The 21134-nt window shown below is 38.4% G+C and carries 14 protein-coding genes; 2 read left to right on the top strand and 12 right to left on the bottom strand.

Going from position 1 to position 21134, the window contains the following annotated elements:
• Positions 1-22: 22 nt before the first annotated feature.
• The 10 genes from F909_RS17500 to F909_RS17545 all read right to left on the bottom strand — a co-directional run bounded on the left by F909_RS17500 (position 23) and on the right by F909_RS17545 (position 12803).
• Positions 23-1744 carry an acetyl/propionyl/methylcrotonyl-CoA carboxylase subunit alpha gene (locus F909_RS17500; RefSeq protein WP_005145677.1) on the bottom strand — a complete coding sequence of 574 codons (1722 nt, stop codon included), beginning with the start codon at positions 1742-1744 and terminating at the stop codon, positions 23-25.
• Positions 1744-3327, bottom strand: a complete 1584-nt coding sequence (locus F909_RS17505) for a 5-oxoprolinase subunit B/C family protein (protein ID WP_005145676.1) — start codon at positions 3325-3327, stop codon at positions 1744-1746. The genes F909_RS17500 and F909_RS17505 overlap by 1 nt, the downstream gene beginning before the upstream one ends.
• Positions 3328-3359: 32 nt before the next feature.
• On the bottom strand, positions 3360-4175 hold the full coding sequence (locus F909_RS17510; protein ID WP_005145675.1) for a putative hydro-lyase: 816 nt from the start codon (positions 4173-4175) through the stop codon (positions 3360-3362).
• 2 nt (positions 4176-4177) lie between these two features.
• Positions 4178-4942: a LamB/YcsF family protein gene (locus tag F909_RS17515; protein WP_005145661.1), complete on the bottom strand. Its 765-nt coding sequence runs from the start codon at positions 4940-4942 to the stop codon at positions 4178-4180.
• 35 nt (positions 4943-4977) lie between these two features.
• The gene (locus F909_RS17520; protein WP_085940846.1) at positions 4978-6231 is read right to left on the bottom strand and encodes an NRAMP family divalent metal transporter; all 1254 of its coding nucleotides are present in this window, start codon (positions 6229-6231) and stop codon (positions 4978-4980) included.
• A 338-nt stretch (positions 6232-6569) separates the two neighbouring features.
• On the bottom strand, positions 6570-7481 hold the full coding sequence (gene mumR / locus F909_RS17525; protein WP_005145653.1) for a LysR family transcriptional regulator MumR: 912 nt from the start codon (positions 7479-7481) through the stop codon (positions 6570-6572).
• Between the two features lie 108 nt (positions 7482-7589).
• On the bottom strand, positions 7590-8534 hold the full coding sequence (locus tag F909_RS17530; protein WP_005145652.1) for a DUF4424 family protein: 945 nt from the start codon (positions 8532-8534) through the stop codon (positions 7590-7592).
• A gap of 204 nt (positions 8535-8738) precedes the next feature.
• Complete coding sequence (locus tag F909_RS17535; RefSeq protein WP_005145646.1) at positions 8739-10265, bottom strand: TerC family protein; 1527 nt, start codon at positions 10263-10265, stop codon at positions 8739-8741.
• 413 nt (positions 10266-10678) lie between these two features.
• Positions 10679-12556, bottom strand: a complete 1878-nt coding sequence (locus F909_RS17540) for a potassium transporter Kup (protein WP_005145643.1) — start codon at positions 12554-12556, stop codon at positions 10679-10681.
• 19 nt (positions 12557-12575) lie between these two features.
• The gene (locus F909_RS17545; RefSeq protein WP_005145641.1) at positions 12576-12803 is read right to left on the bottom strand and encodes a hypothetical protein; all 228 of its coding nucleotides are present in this window, start codon (positions 12801-12803) and stop codon (positions 12576-12578) included.
• Between the two features lie 374 nt (positions 12804-13177).
• Between F909_RS17545 and F909_RS17550 the strand changes: the two genes are divergently transcribed.
• Both F909_RS17550 and F909_RS17555 read left to right on the top strand, forming a co-directional pair.
• The gene (locus F909_RS17550; RefSeq protein WP_005145638.1) at positions 13178-14323 is read left to right on the top strand and encodes an acetyltransferase domain-containing protein; all 1146 of its coding nucleotides are present in this window, start codon (positions 13178-13180) and stop codon (positions 14321-14323) included.
• 775 nt (positions 14324-15098) lie between these two features.
• Entirely contained in the window at positions 15099-16223 is a 1125-nt protein-coding gene (locus F909_RS17555; RefSeq protein ID WP_005145636.1) for a Fic family protein, read from the top strand.
• Positions 16224-16524: 301 nt separating this feature from the next.
• On the opposite strand, the gene F909_RS17560 is transcribed toward F909_RS17555, so the two are convergent.
• Positions 16525-19728 (bottom strand): DEAD/DEAH box helicase, encoded by a 3204-nt coding sequence (locus tag F909_RS17560; RefSeq protein WP_005145634.1) that lies wholly within the window; start codon positions 19726-19728, stop codon positions 16525-16527.
• 17 nt (positions 19729-19745) lie between these two features.
• A complete protein-coding gene (locus F909_RS17565; RefSeq protein WP_005145633.1) occupies positions 19746-21134 on the bottom strand; it encodes an EH signature domain-containing protein in 1389 nt (462 codons plus the stop codon).

Below are 21134 nucleotides of genomic sequence, written 5' to 3'. Positions count from 1 at the left end.
GAATAAAGAGGTATTTCAAGTATCACTCAATCACCCCAATAATTGATTCCGCTTGATAAGTAGCCCCCTGTTCTGCTTCGATTTTCATCATGCCACTACGGTGTGCCAACACAGGCACCTCCATTTTCATGGCTTCCATAATGGCAACCACTTGTCCTTCTGTGACCTGTTCACCCTGTGCAACTTTCCAGGCACTCATCACACCATTAATGGGTGCAAGTAAATGCTCAACTCTTATTTCCGGTTCGGTAGATACTGCTGGAGTTACCGTTGTTACAGAACCTTGTGCAAACATACCCGCAGGTAAACCTAAACGATGTAATTTGCCATCAATTTCAATGTAGCTCAGCAACATCGGCTGTTGATGGCTTGGAATACCACGTTTGGTCGGCTTTAACTCTTGTTTAAAGTCATTTTCGATCCAGCGGGTATGTACTTTAAACTCATTGCTAAAATCAGGCTCATTTAAGACTGCACGATGAAAGTCTAGAACTGAGGCGACACCTTCAATTTTAAATTGCTGCAAAGCACGCTTTGCACGCGCAATCGCAACCTCACGGGTTGGACCCGTCACGATCAGTTTTGCCATCAGCGAGTCAAAATGACTAGAGACCAAGGACCCAGTGCGAACCCCTGTATCGACGCGCACCCCATGACCAAATGGTGCTTCAAACAAACTCAATATACCAAATGCAGGAATAAAACCACGTGCTGGGTCTTCAGCATTAATACGAAACTCAATAGCATGACCTTGAACTGTAGGTGTCTCTTTAATCGAAAGTTCATGGCCTTGCGCGACACGAATTTGCTCAACCACCAAATCGACTTTTGCTGTTTCTTCGGTCACGGGATGCTCAACCTGCAAACGGGTATTTACTTCTAAAAATGACAGCTTGCCATCGCGGCTCAGTAAGTATTCAACTGTTCCCGCCCCCACATAGTTTGCGGCCTGACAAATTTTTTTTGCCGAGGTTAAAATTTGCTGATAAATCTCATCACTAATAAATGGTGCTGGTGCTTCTTCGACTAGCTTTTGGTTACGGCGTTGCAATGAACAATCACGTGTGCCGAGTACCACAATATTGCCATGTTGATCGGCAATCACTTGCGCTTCGACATGACGAGGTTGATCGAGGTATTGCTCAACAAAACATTCACCACGGCCGAAAGCAGCTTTCGCTTCTCGCACTGCGGACTCATAAAGCGCTTTGACTTCTTCGAGTTTCCATGCAACTTTTAAACCACGACCACCGCCACCAAATGCCGCCTTAATCGCAATCGGCAAACCATATTGCTTGGCAAATGCTAAAGCTTCCTCTGCATTATTAAGTGGGACTTGCGTACCTTGAACTAACGGAGCTCCAACCGAAGCGGCAATTTTACGCGCTTCAATTTTATCGCCCAGTTTTTCAATGGCAGTTGGTGACGGCCCCACCCATTTTAAGCCTGCATCAATGACTGCTTGGGCAAATTCGGCACGTTCAGATAAAAAGCCATAACCTGGATGCACCATAGTCGCTTTTGATTTCTTTGCAATTTCAATAATGGCAGCAATGTTTAAATAGGTTTCACTGGCAGTCGCACCAGCCAAGCCCCATGCTTCATCTGCAAGTTCGACATGCAGACTACCCATATCGTCATCTGCATATAACGCGACCGATGCAATTCCCATATCACGGCAAGCATGAATAATACGAACGGCAATTTCACCACGATTCGCAATCAGTAATTTTTCTGTATTCATCATTTATTCTCAAAATCTGTAAATTCGGCAATTTTTTTAAATTTGATACGGCAACCTGCTGGAGTCTGTGCCACCAAGTCCCAATGGTGCTTGGCAACAGCAGCAATGACTGGATATCCGCCCGTTAAAGGATGATCATTCATAAACAAAACGGGCTGACCACTCGGTGGAATCTGCAAGGCACCAATGCATGCGCCTTCACTTTCCAGTTCATGGGTAATTTTGCGAGTTAAAGGTTGCTTACCTGACAATCTGAGCCCGATGCGATTGCTTTCATTGGTCACCAACCATTCTTGCTGACAGAGCAGTTCAATACTGTCTTGTTCAAACCAGTCGGTACGTGGCCCCATCACAATATCTAACTCGACCAATTCACCAGTTTGTGGCAAATCACTTTTGCCCACTTCATTTACGCTAATGTTGGCTGCTTGAACCTGTCCTTGGTAAATGGTATCTCCGAGCTTTAAAGGTTCTGGCCCTAACACCGCCAAACTATCAAATGAAGCACTATTGAGCACTGGTTCAATATCGATGCCACCTCGAACGGCAAGATAATTTCTCAACCCCTTTGTAGGTGGTAGAATCTGAAATTCATCACCTTCATCTAGATCAATCGGCTGATCGCTTGCAAAGTCTATGGTTTGACCGTCGGCAAATTTCACACGGATATTTGACATGGCACCTGCAACTGCAAGAACACCTGCATGCTGCATTTTGGCCTTTAAGCCACCATTTAAAACTTCAATGATGGGTGTATCGGTTGGGTTACCTACAATACGATTGGCACTTTGCATAGCAGACAAATCCATTGCACCTGCGACCCCAACCCCAATATTGGTCTGGTTGAATCGCCCTTCATCTTGAATGAGCATCTGTAAACTTGGTGCAGTAATCGTAAACAGTGGCACAGATTGTTTCGGTTCAACCTTACGCGTAATTTGCTGCGGTACATTCACAGTTATTGGGCGATGCGTAACATTCTCAAAATGAACAGTCATGCCTGGTAACAACAACGCAGGATTTTTACGCGCTAAATCCCACATTTTTTCCGATGTTGTACCAATCAGCTGCCAGCCACCTGGACTGTCTTTCGGGTAAATACCAGAGTATTTTCCAGCCAAGCCCAAAGAGCCTGACGGTATTTTTTTACGTGGAACCGTTAAACGTGGAATATCAGTAAAAGGTCTGTCGGGACTGCTCATATAAGCAAAGCCCGGTGCAAAACCAATAAAAGCCACATTCCACACGCTTTGGTGATGCTTTCTAATCACATCGGCTACAGACAGCCCTTGTAACTCAGCAACCTGTGCAAGGTCTTCACCGTCGTAACGAATCGGCACAATTACTTCTTGGCTGCTACGCTCAAACCCTGAATCAAATTCTAGGCTCTGAATTGAAGCAACCAGTGTTTTAAAGTCAGTTTCGATCTCGTTAAAAAAAACCAAAATTGTTTTTGCAGCAGGGACTAAGTCTTTAATTCCATTCAATTGCGTATTTTGCAATTTATTGTACAACGCCAAGGTTTCTTCGAGGCTCGCAAGCTCAATCAGGAAACAATCGGCATTTACCGATAAAAAACGCATTTGCTTATCCTTTTAATTGTTCTTTAGCCCACTCAGCCCATCCAAGCACGGTCAGGAATATCGGTAATCAACATATGACCCGGTGCATGACTAATCGCAAAAGGAATTTTTGAGTTCATCACTGCCGCTTGTGGTGTGACCCCACATGCCCAAAACACTGGAATTTCACCCGCTTCAATACGAGAAGCATCGCCAAAGTCAGGCCTATTTACATCTGAAATTCCTAAACTTTCAGGGTGGCCAATATGTACAGGCGCACCATGTACACTGGGCATACGCGATGTAATTTTTACCGCTTCACTGATTTGATGCGAAGGAATTGGTCGCATGGAAACCACCATATTTCCTGAAATACGTCCTGCTGACTGGCACTGTATATTACTCAAATACATCGGTACATTGGTGCCGTCATGAATATGGCGAACTTCAATCCCCGCTTCTTGCAAAGCGGTTTCAAATGAAAAACTGCAACCAATCAAGAAAGTCACCAAATCAGGATGGGCATTATAAATCTCGCTCGCATCGGTCACTTCATCCACCATTTCACCCTCTTTCCAAATGCGATAACGCGGAAAATCAGTGCGGATATCTGAATCTACTGCAAGCTGAGTTGCATAAATGCCTTCTTCGAGCACATCAAGCACTGGGCAGCTTTGTGGGTTACGATGTGCATAGAGCAAAAAGTCATATGCCCACTCTTTTGGCACCGAAATCATGTTGACCTGCGTCATGCCAGCCGCCATACCTGCTGTCGGTTGATCAAAACCTGCACGGATTTTTAAACGCGCATCTAAAGCGGCTTCAAGTTGAGCTTGGTCGACTTTAATATCTTTATACAATGTGCTCATCCTTATGCTTTGTTTACAAATGGGCGGATTTCAATCTTGTTTTTTACAAGCTCGGCTTTAATGGCTGCCGACATCTCTAGCGCACCATCTGTGTCGCCATGTAAACAAATGGTGTCGGCTTGAATTGGCGTAAAGACACCGTCAATTGACTCGACCCCACCATTTTTAAGCATTGAAACCACACGGCTCGCCACAAATGCCGAATCGTGTAAAACAGCACCTTCTAAACGACGAGACACCAGTGAACCATCGCTGTTATATGCACGATCTGCAAATGCTTCAGACACGACTTTTAAGCCAGCAGCTCGTGCTTGCTCGACCAAGTTCGACCCTGCTAAAGCCACTAAAACCAGTTGAGGGTTGTACATTTTAATCGCATCAATAACGGCTGCTGCCTGAACATGGTCATGCGCAATGGTGTTATAAAGTGCGCCGTGTGGTTTAACATATTGCACTTTTGAGCCTGCCACTTTCGCCAAGCCATCGAGTGCAGAAATTTGGTAAAGCACATCGGCAATCAGTTCGTCACGTGACACATCCATATTACGGCGACCAAAACCAACAAGGTCTGGATAAGACACATGAGCGCCAATAGTCACACCCAGCTCAACTGCTTTACGCACTGTTTTTAAAATGCCGAGTGAGTCACCAGCATGGAAGCCACAAGCAATATTGGCACTGCTCAGCACAGACAAAATCTGATCGTCATTGCCCATTTTCCATGAACCAAAGCTTTCGCCTAAATCACTATTTAAATCTACAAACATGGCATTATTCCTTTATCAATTCACAGTCATCTGGCTTACAGCTTGGTCAAATAGTTAAACACGGTTGTAAACGACATATAGCCCATCCACCACGTCAACAAACAGGTTAAGCCACCTAGAAGAATTAACCATTCTGGATAGTCATAATTCCCCATTAAATCTTTGCGGCATGCTGCAACATAGACGAAAATGGTAAGTCCGATCGGCAACACCAAACCATTAAAACCACCTACGAAAATTAACAACCCTGCTGGGGTTGCACCCAAGACCACATAGAGTAATAAGGCCAAGGCAATGAAGGTGATGGTGGTGTAATTGCTTTGTTTTGGCGTTAAATTCTTTTTAAATGCAGTAAAGAATGAAACTGAAGTATATGCTGCGCCAATGGTGCTACTAATACCTGCTGCCCAAAAAATCAAACCAAATAATTTATAGCCCAATGTACCTGCTGCATACTGGAATGCCTGTGCAGCTGGATTGGCATTATGACTGGCGAGATCAATGCTTGCACCACTGACCACCACGCCTAAGAAGGCTAGAAATAGTACATAACGCATAATACCAACGACAACAATGCCTTTGGTCGCAGCTTTCGCAACTTCATCAATGTTTTCAGGGCCAACTGCACCTTTATCGAGTAGACGATGCGCACCCGCATAACAGATATAACCACCCACCGTACCACCGACAATCGTGGTAATAATGGCAAAATCAATTTGGTTTGGTGCAAAGGTTTGTTGTACTGCTTGTCCAACAGGAGGCATCACAATCACCGCCACGATGATAATCAGTATGATTTTCAGCAATCCCAACACGATCATGCTTTTATCCATCGCAAGCGTTGCCTTTCTTGAAGCAAAAATCAAAATCGCCAAGGCACCACTCAGAATTCCCCCCCATTTGGTATCCAGACCAAATAGTGCATTCAGACCTAAAGCCGCGCCTGCAATATTCCCAATGCTAAAGAAAAAGCCGCCTAAAATGACCAGAAATGCGAGTAAATAACCACTGCCTGGTAAAGCCTTATTGGCAATATCAGATGCACGCATTTGCGTGAGGGTCACCACACGCCAAATATTTTGCTGCACCACATAATCAATCAAAATGGAAACTAAAATGGCAAAACCAAATGCAGCACCTAACTTCACCGTAAATACAGCCGTTTGGGTTAAAAATCCTGGTCCCATTGCCGAGGTTGCCATCATAAAAATCGAAGCAACAATGGCCCATTGGCGATCTGATAGAAAAGAAGATTTCAGTAAAGACATATTAATGCGTTCCTCATCCATTTGAGCTTCATAACGCTATTTTTAACTTGATCCAGAAACACCATTTCTACAAATGATCTTTTTCAATCCCTTTAAATAACAAAGATTCCCTGTTCTCCCACAAAGTGCAGGGTCATCAAATCTTCTATTTAAAATGAAAACATAAGCGAGCTTGCTGAACAATACGACTTTCTATAGAAACAAATAAAACTAAGACCATGAATTTATTTAATTTTTATTTTTAAAACTTTTCAATATAAATTTTACTTATCACGTTCCATAAGCTGCTTTTATGGCTTCTCCAATAAACAACCTTTTCTGCAGCAGAGAAATATACTGGGAAGTAAGCAAATAAGCCTCTATTTTTTGATTTGTCCATTCAGTCGTTGCATCGCACTTTCGGACACCATCACGGCAACATCAGTTAATTTTTCTTTTAAAGCTGAATCGTTGCCTTGAATGTAAATCGAAGTAAAATGAAAAGTCTTTAACTGAATGGGGGTATTTAATATTTCTAATCTGCCATCCGTGATTTCTTTTAAAGCGGTTAAGGTCGGTACCACAGCAATACCTAAACCTTGCTCAGCCAAACGTAACAGTGTGGCTAAAGAATAACTGGTTATGGAAAGCGGCTCATCTAACCCCTGTTCCTTCATTTTTGCCTTGAGCTCTTTATAGGGGTAGGTAATTTTTGGATAGGTTAAAATCGTGTGCGACATCAAAGTTTTAAATGACATTTGTCCAACACCGCCTTTAAATGAAGGCGAAGCCAAGAAGCTCAATTCGAAATTACACAGTGCCTGTTCAATACATTCAAACGCCAAAGTTGGTCCGAGTAAAAAGGCCATATCCAGATCACCTGTACGGACACCTTCCTGTAAATTAGGTGTCAGATCAACCACAATTTCGACTGAAACTTTTGGATATTCTTGCTGTACCTTTTCGATATATTCCACTAGCCATGTATAGACAATCGTTTCTGAAACACCCAAGCGAATTGTGCCTGTAAGATGCTGATTGTCTGTTAATTCTGCAATGAGTTCAGTTTCCAAGCGCATCAACTTTTCAGCATATTTGAACAAAGTCATGCCCTTATGCGTCGGTTTGAGCTGACGAAAGCTTCGATCCAAGACTTTAAATCCTAAGTCATTTTCAAGAGCAGTGATTTTTTGTGATACCGCAGGCTGAGTAGTTTGTAATTTTGCCGCAGCCTTGTTAAAACTATTTAGCATCACAACCCAATAAAATGCTTCCAGATTCTTTAAATTCACGTTCAATCCTGAGTTACACGTCCCTCTCAACTCATATAGTATGAAAGGGAAAACCCTGATTAAGCTATCTATTTATTGATTTTTCTTCAAACTTATTTTCAGAGTAGTTTATTTCACCCTTACAAAGATAATGTCTAGATCCTGTTTAGGAACAAAGTTGCGCTTGGTCATTTGAAATTGAGTTGGACTAATTTTTTCGACTTTGCCATTCCAACAAAAAGAGACCAACTCGTTTTTATCACGCTCAATGGTCAACTTAAAATTTTCAATCGGTTTAGCCCAATTAGCACCTGTGGTCAGAATATAGCTCAATGCATTAAAAGGTGAATGTTCAGCTCTGGCTTTTTTTAAGCCCTGTTTAAATTGAGTGTCCATACAAAAGTTCTGATTGTATTCATCAGGATATAGCGCAACAGAACCACCCACCAAAGGTCGATATTGATGCTGAATTTTGGTTAAACCATTCGCCTTAAAGGTTTGCTTCCAACTATAGACCACTTGAGCAGACCATGGAATCTCCTCATCTTGTTTAAAATCCGCCAAGATCTTCTGCATTTTTGGCTGCTTACATTGCCTTAATTTATTGACATAATAGGCAGCGTTATCATTGTTACGCATCCAAGGGTTCAGCATTTCTGTTTCAGTAAAACCACATTGTTTAAATACATCTGTTGCATCAATCAGCGGAGACGTTTCATCTTTCTGGATAAAGGTGCGTACATGTAGTTCTGGTTTTATATTTTTATCATCGACAATGATCTTAAAACTGTTTAAAAGCTGTTCAGTCTGGGCAAAATCTGCCTCAAAGAAGTTATCAATACGTGGTAATGGAAATAAAATGGTTTCAGTGACATCTTTAGCACTTAAATTCTTATACAGATAATCAACCTTAATCAGCTTTTTACTAATAAATAAGTCTTCGCTTTGCATCGCGATATGCGAATTTTTGAGATATGCAACTCCACCCGTGCCGACATAACCTGTTGAGTCATTGGCTAGACTATAGCTCGACATTTGAATCAAGAAAGAAAATGCCACAAGGATATTCTTCATTTTTAAGCGTCCAATTTAAGACTGTCATTATCTATTTCTATCAGCAATCATAGCTGTTAAAGGCCTTCGATGTTCACTATTTTACTTCTTGTATATTTAAAAAAGGAGCAGTTTGCCGATGACAAACTACCCCTTCTGCTCAGCTTCGTTGCATTCAAGTTCAAAACTTTATCAAACTATGAACCGTGCTTTGAGCAAGATGATTTACTTTAATCGAATCATAACGGTTTTAATGCGATTGCTCTCCATCTCAACCACTTCAAACTGTAAGTCTTGATAATCCAACATTGAACCAACATCCACTAAGCCATTACTTTTATCTAGAATAAGTCCAGACACCGTAATATAACCCGTCTCTTCATCGACTAAATCAACGCCCAGCTGTAACTCGAGTTGGTACAGATCTAAAGTCCCTGAAGCTTTCCAAATGCTTTCATCCACTTGAATCAATTCAAGTTGTTCATCTGCATCTGGAAATTCACCTGCAATCGCTTCAAAAACATCTAACGGCGAAATTACACCCTGCACATTTCCAAACTCATCATTAACTAATACCAGTGAACCTTTCGATGTACGCAGTGTATTGATCACATCAATCACTTTCATTTTTTCGAAAATAAAAATCGGGCGCTGTGCTTTGATCAAAGATTTTAATTGCGCTTCATCATCCAGCACATCCAAAATTTCCTTGGCGCGAACGACACTCAGAACCTTATCTAAGCTACCTCGACATACCGGAAATAAACTATGGGGTACAGATAGAACCTGCTCTCGTATTTTCTCTGGCGGTTCATCAATGTTAATCCAAGAAATTTGACTGCGTGGTGTCATAATTGATGCCACAGATCGTTCTGCCAGCATTAATACGCCACCAATCATGTAACGTTCTTGATCATCAAAGGTATCTTGCGCTTCCAAATGTTGCAGCGGATTGACCGCAGTGGTTTCTGCCTTGCCACCCATCAGCTTTAAAATCGTATCTGCAGTTCGATTACGCAAAGGGATCTTCGACTCATGTTTGGATCTATTTCGCTGTGTAAACTGATTGAACGCTTCAATCACAATCGCGACACCAATACCCGAATAGATATAACCTTTAGGAATGTGGAAACCAAAACCTTCCGCGATCAAACTAATACCAATTAACAGTAAGAAGCTTAAGCAAAGGATAATGACGGTCGGATGACGATTCACAAACTCAGTTAATGGTTTAGAAGCGAGTAGCATCACCAGCATGGCCACGACCATCGCCACCATCATGACGTAGATATTGTCCACCATACCGATGGCAGTAATCACCGAGTCTAATGAGAAGACTGCATCCAGCACTACAATCTGTGCTACGACTGCAGTAAAGCTTGCATACACAACATTGGTGGTAATTTTGACTTCAGCTTTTCCTTCCATCCGCTCATGCAATTCACTGACGGCTTTATACAGTAAAAATAAACCACCAAACAAAAGGATGAGATCACGACCAGAAAAAGACCAATCAAAGATAAAAATAAGCGGCTTCGTTAATGTCACTAACCAAGAAATGGCGAACAACAAGCCCAAGCGCATAATCAATGCGAGAGATAAACCAATGACTCTGGCTTTATCACGTTGTGAAGGAGGAAGTTTGTCTGCCAAAATGGCAATAAAGACGAGATTATCAATTCCTAAAACAATCTCTAAAACGATCAGAGTAAGCAAACCTACCCAAATCCCTGGATCTAATAAAAATTCCATTATTTACTCCTTTTACAAAAACAAGGAGTTATGAAATTGTACTTTAATTTTTTACCCGACGAGGGATCCATGTATATAGACCTTTTTTACAATAGTTGCTCCGATTATGCCTAATCTTTCAGAATTGAGTTTAATTTTTTAAGAATCATATATAAGCTAAACAAAATAATAAAAAAAATTAAATATCAATATGATATGTAGATTTCAAGTTTGTAGTTTAATTAAATTTTGAATAATTTGTTACACATTAAACGCAACCAAAAAACAATAAAGACTCTTTATAAAACCAATTCAGGCCATTTATTAGAAAATAAAACAGTCTCGATATAGGACTTATTATCCAATGTTTCTACAGCAAAAATGAAGTGGAGGCTTTTACCGCCACTTCAGAAAAAACTGAGCATGTCATTTTTTTAAATTTCAATCTGACTACCCAACTCTACCACTCGATTGGTAGGAATTTGGTAGAAATCACTGACAGGGCTGGTATTACGTTGCATTGAAATAAAGAGATGTTCCCGCCAAGGCGCCATCCCATCCCCGACACTATGCATGATACGTTCGCGTGAGATAAAGAAACTAATCTGCATCAAATCATATTCAAACTCTAGCTGCTCATAAGCTTGAGCCAATGCTCGTGGTACATTCGGCTCGTCTTTAAAGCCATAGAAAATTTTGATCCGATAAAAATGATTATCTAAAGTTTCAACACCAATCCGTTGTTCTTGTGGAACGAACGGGACATCCTCAATCACCACAGTCACCAGAATATTACGCTCATGTAGCACTTTATTATGCTTAATATTGTGCAACATGGCATGTGGAACCACATTCGGCGTACCTGTTAGGAATACTGCATCACCAGGTACACGATGCACATTATCACCAATACTTCTTAAAAATAAATCGAGCGATAAGGTGTCATGTTCAAGCTTGGCAAAAGTAAGTTCACGACCTCGCTTCCAAGTCATTAGAATAACCATTGCAACAGCGCCAATTAATAATGGCACCCAACCGCCTGCGAATATTTTTAAAGATGCAGCCGCAACTAAAACTGACTCAAGAATGAAGAATGGAATAATAAGGAGAAATACCTTTGGCAGGCTCCATTTCCAAGCATAGTAAATAAAGACGGCAACCAAAATCGTATCGCACAGCATGGTTAATGTCACAGCTAGACCATAAGCACTGGCAAGGTTTGAACTGGTTTGAAAAATTAAAATCAGAATTAAAATTGCAATCAACAATAACCAGTTTAGAAAAGGCACATAAATCTGCCCTTCTTCTGAGTCAGACGTATGTTTAATACTTAATCGTGGTAAATAGCCCAATTGAATGGCTTGGCGTGCCAATGAGAACACCCCAGAAATAACCGCCTGTGACGCAATTACCGCTGCCATCGTCGCCAAGATAATCATCGGGTAGAGCGCCCAACTTGGCACCAACAAATAGAATGGGTTTTCAATCGCGGTTGGGTTACGCAGTAATAATGCACCTTGGCCTGCATAGTTTAAGACCAAGCAAGGCAACACGACACTGAACCATCCAAAACGAATGGGTCGTGGACCAAAGTGTCCCATATCCGCATAGAGTGCTTCTCCACCAGTGACCGTTAATACCACTGCCCCCATAATAAAGAAAGACTGTACAGGATGAGTAAAAATAAACTGTATTGCCCAATGTGGACTGACCATCCCCAGTACAACAGGTGTCTGTACTACACTGGCAATACCTAAAATACCAAGTGACAGAAACCAGACTAAGGTGATGGGTCCAAAGAACTTACCCACAAAGGCTGTACCATGTTTTTGCATGATGAATAGCGTGGTTACGATCACAATCGCGATCGGCAAAATAAAGGGGTCAAGCACATTGGTCGCAATGGACAAGCCTTCAACCGCAGAAAGAACAGATATTGCTGGAGTAATGATCCCATCTCCAAAAAATAAAGATGCCCCGATAAAACCGATTGCGATGAGATAGATCTTTTTTGTATCTGATAATTTCGCTTTACGCAGGTTCAATGCTAATAATGCCATGATCCCGCCTTCACCATTATTATCAGCACGCATGACGATAGCGATGTATTTAATACTTATAATCAGCATTAAACACCAAAAAATAATAGACAAAATACCTAAGACATTATCAGGTTGAATGCCTAAACCATGGGCGGCATGGAAGGATTCTTTTAATGCATATAGCGGGCTTGTTCCAATATCTCCAAACACGACCCCGAGGGCTGCCAAAGCTGTGGCAGGCAATGCTGCTTTTTTTGTAGTACTCTGCATATTTAGTTTTCTTTAGCGTTTATAGGACAAAACTTTTTTCATTCGTTTGTTTAAGCATATGCTCTATTTCTTGTGAAGAATACCCTCTCTCTTTAAGAATCTGAACAATAATCTGCTGTATTTCTTTCGGTGCATCTACGTACTTTTCAGCCAGCATTTCTACGCTATAACCATTGAATATGTCTTTTTTATTAAGAAGCATGTTATGAAAATGATTGCTTTGATCAGACGTATTAAAGAAACCCATTAACCTATCCATAAGAACGATTGCAAAGTGTATTTTAATAAACTTAAAAAATTGGCCGCGTAAAATTTGCGTAAATTTTTACGCTATTACACCTCATCATAAGGCTTAACATTCTTATTTCGCTGTTAGGTGCTAATCACATTGATTTAATATAAGATCTAATCGGAATTAAACAAAAAACTCAAAGCCCAGGCTAGCCGCAACAAGCACTTTTAAATATCGTAAAGCCTATTACTTTTGCAGTAACTCAGCCATATAAAACGCCTCAACTATATCTACCTCATCTTCTCTCTCGAAACTAATTATTGTTTGTTAAACGATCTTAAATCACAATATGATACATTATAACATACCATTAATTTCTTACTTAATTTATGTCTATATCTTCTCAACGTTTACAAGCAATTGATGCTCTTAGAGGTTTGGTTATCTTAATCATGATGGTCGATCACGTTAGAGAAACTTTTTACCTTCACTATCAAGTACCTGATCCAATGCTTGTCCCAGATACTGAAGACCCGCTTTTCTTAAGTCGAATATTGGCACACTTATGTGCACCTGTTTTTGTACTTTTAACTGGGTTATCCGCTTATCTTTATCAAGCTAAGAATAATCTAGCGATGACAAGAGAGTTTCTTTTAAAGCGGGGATTATTCTTAATTTTCCTCGAATTAATTGTCATTAACTTTGCATGGACTGGAACCTTCCCGCCTGACGTTGTTTATTTACAAGTCATATGGGCAATTGGTATTAGCATGCTCGCTCTAGCAGCTCTCATTGGGTTACCAAAAAAATTGCTTTGGTTCATTAGCTTGCTGATCATTTTTGGTCACAACTTACTCGATCATCTTTCATTTGAAAATGCTCCAATTCTGCATCACTTGTGGTTAATCCTCCATGAAAGAGGCTGGATTATTTTTGGAGATGTCATTCGTTTTAGGACTTCTTATCCTGTTTTGCCTTGGATCGGTATCATTACACTAGGATACTGCATTGGTACAACAGTATTTCATCAATCCAAAACAATGCATCAGAAGAACCAGATATTACTCAGCTTTGGTCTAGCGAGTGTCGGAACCTTTGTTCTTTTACGGTATTTGAATTTTTATGGCGATCAAGCTTGGATTTCGATGCCTTCATTTACTGATACTGCGATGAGTTTTATAAATCTTACTAAATACCCACCTTCACTTCTATTCACGCTCTTCAATGTAGGTATTGGACTGATTCTATTAGTTTTATTGCACAAAGTTGAAAATAAGCATTGGGTTAAACCTTTCATTGTATTTGGCTCTGTGCCCATGTTTTTTTATATCGTCCACTTATATGTGTTAAAAGTTTTATACCTTATTGCTGTCAATATTTTTGGTACAAATTATGGCGAATATTACGGTGTAGAAAGCGTTTCAACGCTTTGGACGATTGCTATTGTCCTCAGTGTATTACTGTACCCTCTTGTTTATAAATTTTCTGAATTTAAACATAGAAATAAACATATCACTCTGCTGAAGTATTTCTAATTTTCGCTCTTTTAAAATATGTGATTGGAAGTGATTAGAACAACTAAGCGCCTCCAATCTTCTGAAATATTTAAAAATGCAATTTTTTACATTAATGAATATGTTCTGTTTGGATCTCCTCCACCTCAAGAGCTTCAAATTCATGTGTTACATCACTGACGATCCATAGCCATTTTTTCATGCGCTAAAACTTTTCTATTATAAAAGCTGACTGAGCAACTTTTTTTGTTGTTTATTTCTTCACACGTCATGGATTCCTTTTTGTGAATCTTTCTCAATTTGTTAAGATGATCATACTGAGTAAATCATTCAATTTCTCATACACTGTTGACTCGATTTTGACAGAAAAGAAGTACACAGAAAGGTATACTTCTTTCTTCATTCAAGTCGAAATTGTGCATTGGCTGTTCGCATTAGTAAGGCAGCTGAGCTTTAGAATTAAACTTATTTATTATTTAAATTTAAGGATTTAACATAAATGAATAGCGCTGAAATCATGGCTGATCTTTCATCTCATACGCCGATGATGCATAAATACCTTTACATTGATTTATAACATAAATTTTTAACAAAATTTCAAAACCTATACAACAACCTACACTTTTTCAAAATCATTCAAGCAACCTACACCATCTTTTTTATGCCCACAAAATAAGTCATTAGATTGAATAATTAGATGAGCTGAATCACAATTTTATTTGACTCATTTATTGAGTCAAATATACACTATAATCTGCTCACTCCTATTTCTAACTACTTCAAGGAATGGCCAAATATGTATGATGACTGGATTTGGAAACAGCCTGACTGGACAACCTTTACATGGAAAGAGGAAAAGATTCTTCCACTCACCAGACATATTCATCAAAAAGTTGGAATTCTACTTGGGCAAAGCCAATATAACCCAGAAAAAGACCACCTTACCTTAGACAACCTGATTGCCAATCTTGTCTCATCTTCAGCGATTGAGAATGAAACTCTCAATGTTTATTCACTTCGATCATCTTTAGCAAAGCGTTTAGGTGTATCACTAGAACAACCCTATCCAAGCTCAGAACGATCAGATGGTCTAGCCAATATCATGCTAGATGCCTTAAATAACTTTGAACAAGACCTATCTGCTGAAAGATTATTTCAGTGGCACCAATGGCTATTCAATGAAAGTGACTGGACAACACAGCGTATTCGAATCGGTCAATTACGTGGACATGAACCTATGCAGGTAGTATCTGGACGGATGGACTACCCTACAGTGCATTTTGAAGCTCCTCCACGAGAAGGTTTAGAACAACGTTTAAATGAATTTATACAATGGTTTAATAACAGTAGAGACGATAGTCTGCTTGATCCATTGATTCGAGCTGGTATTACTCACCTATGGTTTGTGACACTCCATCCTTTTGATGATGGTAATGGACGTATTACACGTACACTGACTGACTTAGCTCTAGCTCAAATGGATCAGCAAAGTATTCGTCTATATGCGATGTCACCTATCATTTTAAATATGCGTAAAAGCTATTATGAAATTCTTGAAGCCACTCAAAAAAGTGGTTCTGATATTACTGACTGGTTACTTTGGTTTTTACAAGCACTTAATGAAAGCCTTGAGCAGACATTAGAGCGTATTGAAAGAACTCTTTTTAAAAGTACATTTTGGCAGGTTTTTTCAGAATTGGATTTGCATGAAGGACAACGCAAAGTTTTAAATCGACTACTTGATGGAGGGGAGAATGGTTTTGTGCACGGAATAAGTGCATCCCAGTATCAGAAAGTAGCGAAAGTCAGTCGAGCTACTGCAACTCGCCATCTCACTGATTTACTCGAAAAAGGCTGTATTGTGAAACTTGAAGGAGGAGGAAGAAATACGAGGTATCAGGTTAAGCTAATAGCAACTTGAAAGGTTGAATATATTTAATATGAATATCCTTTTCTGTTGCCTAAAGTACAAATTCGCATCTGATAAACTCGCTTTTTAGTCAGAAAAAAACCTACCTTAATAACTGAACAAAGATCAATCGATTCACAATTTTTTAAATCAGCTACAGTAAACTACAATATGTGGAATGTAAAAATAACTCTAACCAAAGCCTAGCTAAAACAATTGATTATGTAGCATGAATTAGAATAGTAAATGAGCCTATGAAGTATTTTAATTCCGGGTTTTGGTCAAATCTTAAAGAATATTAGCTCGAGTTACCCTAGATTAATTTACTCAACTCTTTAGTTAAATCAGTACTTGGTTTTAACATGTCATCTGCAAGAGCACGCTTACTTGATAAAAGGTAATCTAACTTAATTTCAAATGTATCAAAATCATGAGCCGATATGGATGGATAATAAACAAATACTTCTTTGTCTTGCCCTATACGATACGCTCTGTCAGTTGCCTGATCTTCCTTAGCAGGATTCCAACTCCGCGTGTAATGTATAACATGATTAGCTTTTTGTATATTCACACCAAAACCCACAGCAACAGTGGATAAAATAATGACATTAAAGCCAACTGTATTTTGAAATTTATCGATTAAATTTTGACGTGATAAACCTTTTTTACTGCTTGTACTTGAATCACCATTAACAGTAGTAATATTCAACCCAAACCTTTCTAAAAGAATACGTTTGAGAAAAACCTGAATATCCCTAAATTCAGTAAAAATAATTACCTTTTCATTCTTTGCTTTGATTTGTTCTAAGGTTTTTATTAACCAATCAACTTTAGGTGAATCTTGAATCGAAGCATCAGGACGAATTTGTAAAGGATGTGCACAGATCATCCTCATGCTGTGCAATGATGCTAACATTGCCCCTTGATTACCTTCAGTAGATAACTTCTGATAACGATTAATTACTTCAGCATATAATTGACGCTGAAGCATTGAAATTCCAATTTTCTTACAATCACTAACTTCATTTTTATTCGGTAAATCAGCTACTTCTTTCTTCATACGTCTAAGAACTTGTGGTTTTATCAACTCACGTAGTTGCTCTAATAATTGGCTATCTGCATTTTCACCACTTTCAATCGGGCGACGATACGTTTTATTAAATGCACTTAATGATCCAAGTAAATTTTCCTGTATAAAATCAAACAAACACCAAAGATCTACCAAGGAATTCTCTACAGGTGTTCCAGTACAAGCAATTTTAAAATCAGCTTTTTGAGCTTTAGCTGCTTTTGTGACCATGGCTGTAGGTACTTTGATTTTTTGTGCTTCGTCACACACCATAATTGACCAATCAACTCGTGCTAAAGAAAACTCTAGATCACGCATAGTTTCATAAGTCGTCAATACAATATCTGTATCGCCTAGCCAATCTTCCTCAAGTAAATTTGTAATTCCATGATCTTCACGAAGTTGAGCAGAAATCAAAAGTTTAGGAATTTTTCGATCTTTTAAATTTTCTCCATACAAACTTAGAATTTTTGCAAATTTTGCACTAAAGAAACGATTTGCTTCAGCCTCCCAATTTTCAAGCAAAGATACTGGAGCGACGATCAATACTGGCTTTTTCTGTTTTGCAGTTTCTAAATACTCACCAATAAAGCACAACAATTGAAGTGTTTTACCTAACCCCATGTCATCAGCCAGGAGACAACCACTCACATTTTCTGGTGCATATTGATAGAGATTCTGCAACCATGAAATACCATACTCTTGATGCTGCTTTAAACTAAATTCCTGCTTTCTAAAACTTGAAGGTAATCTTGGTGGTGGAAAACTTACCTTATCCAAAGTTAGCAGTTCCATTCTTTGTTTAGTGAATTCTGCTTCTTCAATATTACTTGCGATAAGCAAAGTATCTTTCTTTTTTTTCTGAAGATTTTCTAAAGGCTCTTTTTCCAGCTCTAAAAGACTATTTTTTTTGGAAGTTTTTAATTTATTTAATAATTCCTTGGCTTCATCGATAGAAACTTCAGTATCTGTATTTGGAATTACAACACGAGCTTTGCCTACTTGTTCAGCCTGTTTTATAAGCTGCTCAAGCAATTGAAATGTTTGATCTTCAGAGCTCTTTTGTAAGTGCTGCTCTAGCTCCACCAAATGTTGCGGTAACCATACTGATTCACCACTGTCTTTTTGGACAAATCCTGGATTTAACTTTTGAGCCTCCCCAATACCAATCACACGCTCACTATAATTTGATAAATCTAGTATTTGTTTAGCTTGCAATTCATCTTGGAATTTTTGAATTTCTAATATGTCACTTTTAAGATCTTGAATTTGATGATCAAGATAGCTTGTTCTATCTATTGCATAACCTGCCCAAAGGAAAACTGGTGAGGGCTTATCAAAAGCATCAATAAAATATTTTGTTTGTTCTAGATTAACGAGCTCTAATATTATAGGTTGTTGATCACGATCTGAATTTTCATTAAGATGCAGATGAGAAGAAACATAATGCCCTACCTCATTATATCGTTTATCTAATTGCAAACTATAACTATAAATTTTTGCTTCTTGCTTGGATTGCTCAAAACTTTCAGGAGAAATAACCTCTGAGGCATCATCCCCTAATTGTGCAAAAGGGTTATGTAAAAAAGTTTGTGCACGCTCACCAGATACTCGCCTATTCGGCATTTTTTTAATTTCATTGAGTACATTTTTTACTTGAGGATCAATAACTACATGAGCTATCCCACCATCAGGTAAACTTATACTGTACTGGTCTTGCACTTGATTATATTTATCAAATACTTGTAGCCAGTTTGATGGTGCCTCCTCAAAATCTGGTTGTACTTCAACAACTGACTCTGTGCTAATCTCATTTTTACGCAAATTTAATTGTAATTTTTCAGGTGCAAGTACCACTGTTTTTTTCAGAAAATCATCTAGATTTGCTTGACTACGATTAGCTAAGCTTCGTATTTGTGCCCAATATTTTTGATTTTGTTTATAATTTTTATCTACTAACCGAGAAAACTCTTTTATTTTCTCAACTAGCTTCCAAGTTATTTCATCTATTAACTGCTCTTCACCTTCAACGTCAAGTACTGCACCTCCTCGTTTTATCCCTTTAAGTTTAATTCCATTTTGGTCACGCCACCCATCAAGAATAATTTTAAAATCAGAGTTGCTTAACCCCCCTTCACTACGAAGAACTGGATACAACTTTGTTTGCTTGGGCAAATTTAATAAAGGAAGTACATTCGAATGATCAGGATCTTGTTGAAGTTGAAAAAAATCCTCCCAAGGCAATACATACTGCCCATCAATACGATAAGCGATATCTTCTTCTTCTAGGCTTTGCCAATAAAAGTCTGCATCATTTTTAGCATTTTGTTTATAAGTATAGAGCAATCCAACTTCATCGTATTGTAAAGGCGTTATTACACTGTCTACCAAATTAATTTCAGTAACAAATTTAGTATCTTTTTCCTTTTTCCAGAATGCTAACTTCATGACTATCCCTTTTTAACTTATCTGCCATATCGTGAATTTATATTTCGATTTGCAAAAATACCTAATTCAGCTAATTTCTCATCAAATTTTCTTTGCCATCCTGACGTATGACTTAATTTAAGAATATGTTCCCAAGGTTTAAGGGTATCAATATGAACTTCAGCACGTGCTTGATTATAAGGAATTTTATTTAATATATAACATGCATTACCAATATCTGAAAAGTCAAACACATAAATATTCTCAATTTTCAACATAAAGGCATTGTTTGTTTGTGTTGATCCTGAAAGTCTTTTCAAACGTCCCCTATTTATTTCTCGAAATTTACGATGTTCAGCTTGAGTAGATTTAGTAGCTGCTGGACCAAGAAATATCTGAGAAACTGATATTTTATCAATAAATTTAATCCAATAATTAAATCTATCAACGTCAGCTGTACGGCTAAACAATCTAAAGAAAGCTTCCAAGTCAGCCCTAACGAACCATTGAATTACCATTTTTTTAGTATCTGTATTCACATTATTCCACCCTGCCGATGATTCATATTGAGGATTTCCCCACTGATTAAGAGCAATATTTTTCAGCTCCTCATGTACTTTTGCTCGATCTGAACTGTTAGCATAACGTTCAAGAAGTGCTACCAAAATATCAGTTGTATATATTTTATTTTTTTCTATAAGTTCTAAAAATCTTGGAATAATCTTAAAATACTCATCTTCTTTCATATCTTTAATAGACTTAATTGAAGATCGTATTAAGTCATCCCAAAACCAGCTACTAGCTGATATTCTTAAACTTTCAAGCTCGGGAGAAATCTTATTTTGATGATTATCTTGTAAAAAATCTCGTACAAACTTCTTTGCAGGTTGATCAGATAGTATTTCTGAATGATCTATCAGGGTATTCATCCACTTTTTAGGCTTTGGTACAGAATTAAATATTTTAGATTTATTTTGGCTAAGAATATTTCTTAACTGAATCCATGAAGTGGGAGTCTTTTCTATCTCATTTTTTTCAAAAGAAAAGTATGTATAAAGCAATGGAAAATAAACGAAACGCAACAATTCAAAATCAGCTTGATCAAAATAATTTATTATTTCTTTGCCCAATTGGCTAAATAACATTTTTTCATTATCACTTGGCAATTTTTTCCCTAATGCCCAAGCTAAGTTTTTTAGATCCCTTTTAGTCAAATCCCTAAATCCATATTTTTTTAGGCGATTAATCGTTTTAAATATTTTTTCATCCAATGGCTGAGCATTTTCATAATCATCAATTTTTTTTTCTATAGCTGAAAGTGTTTTCAATAAACGTTGCGGTTTAACAAATTTATTTTGTATGTGATTTGGTTCAGACATCTGATTTATTTTTTCTTGCATCCGCATTTTTAAATTAACAATGCTCAT

The sequence above is a fragment of the Acinetobacter sp. ANC 3929 genome, from assembly GCF_000369405.1.
Taxonomy (GTDB): domain Bacteria; phylum Pseudomonadota; class Gammaproteobacteria; order Pseudomonadales; family Moraxellaceae; genus Acinetobacter.
The sequence above is the reverse complement of the archived record's forward strand: the minus strand, read 5'-3'. Positions and strand labels throughout refer to the sequence as shown.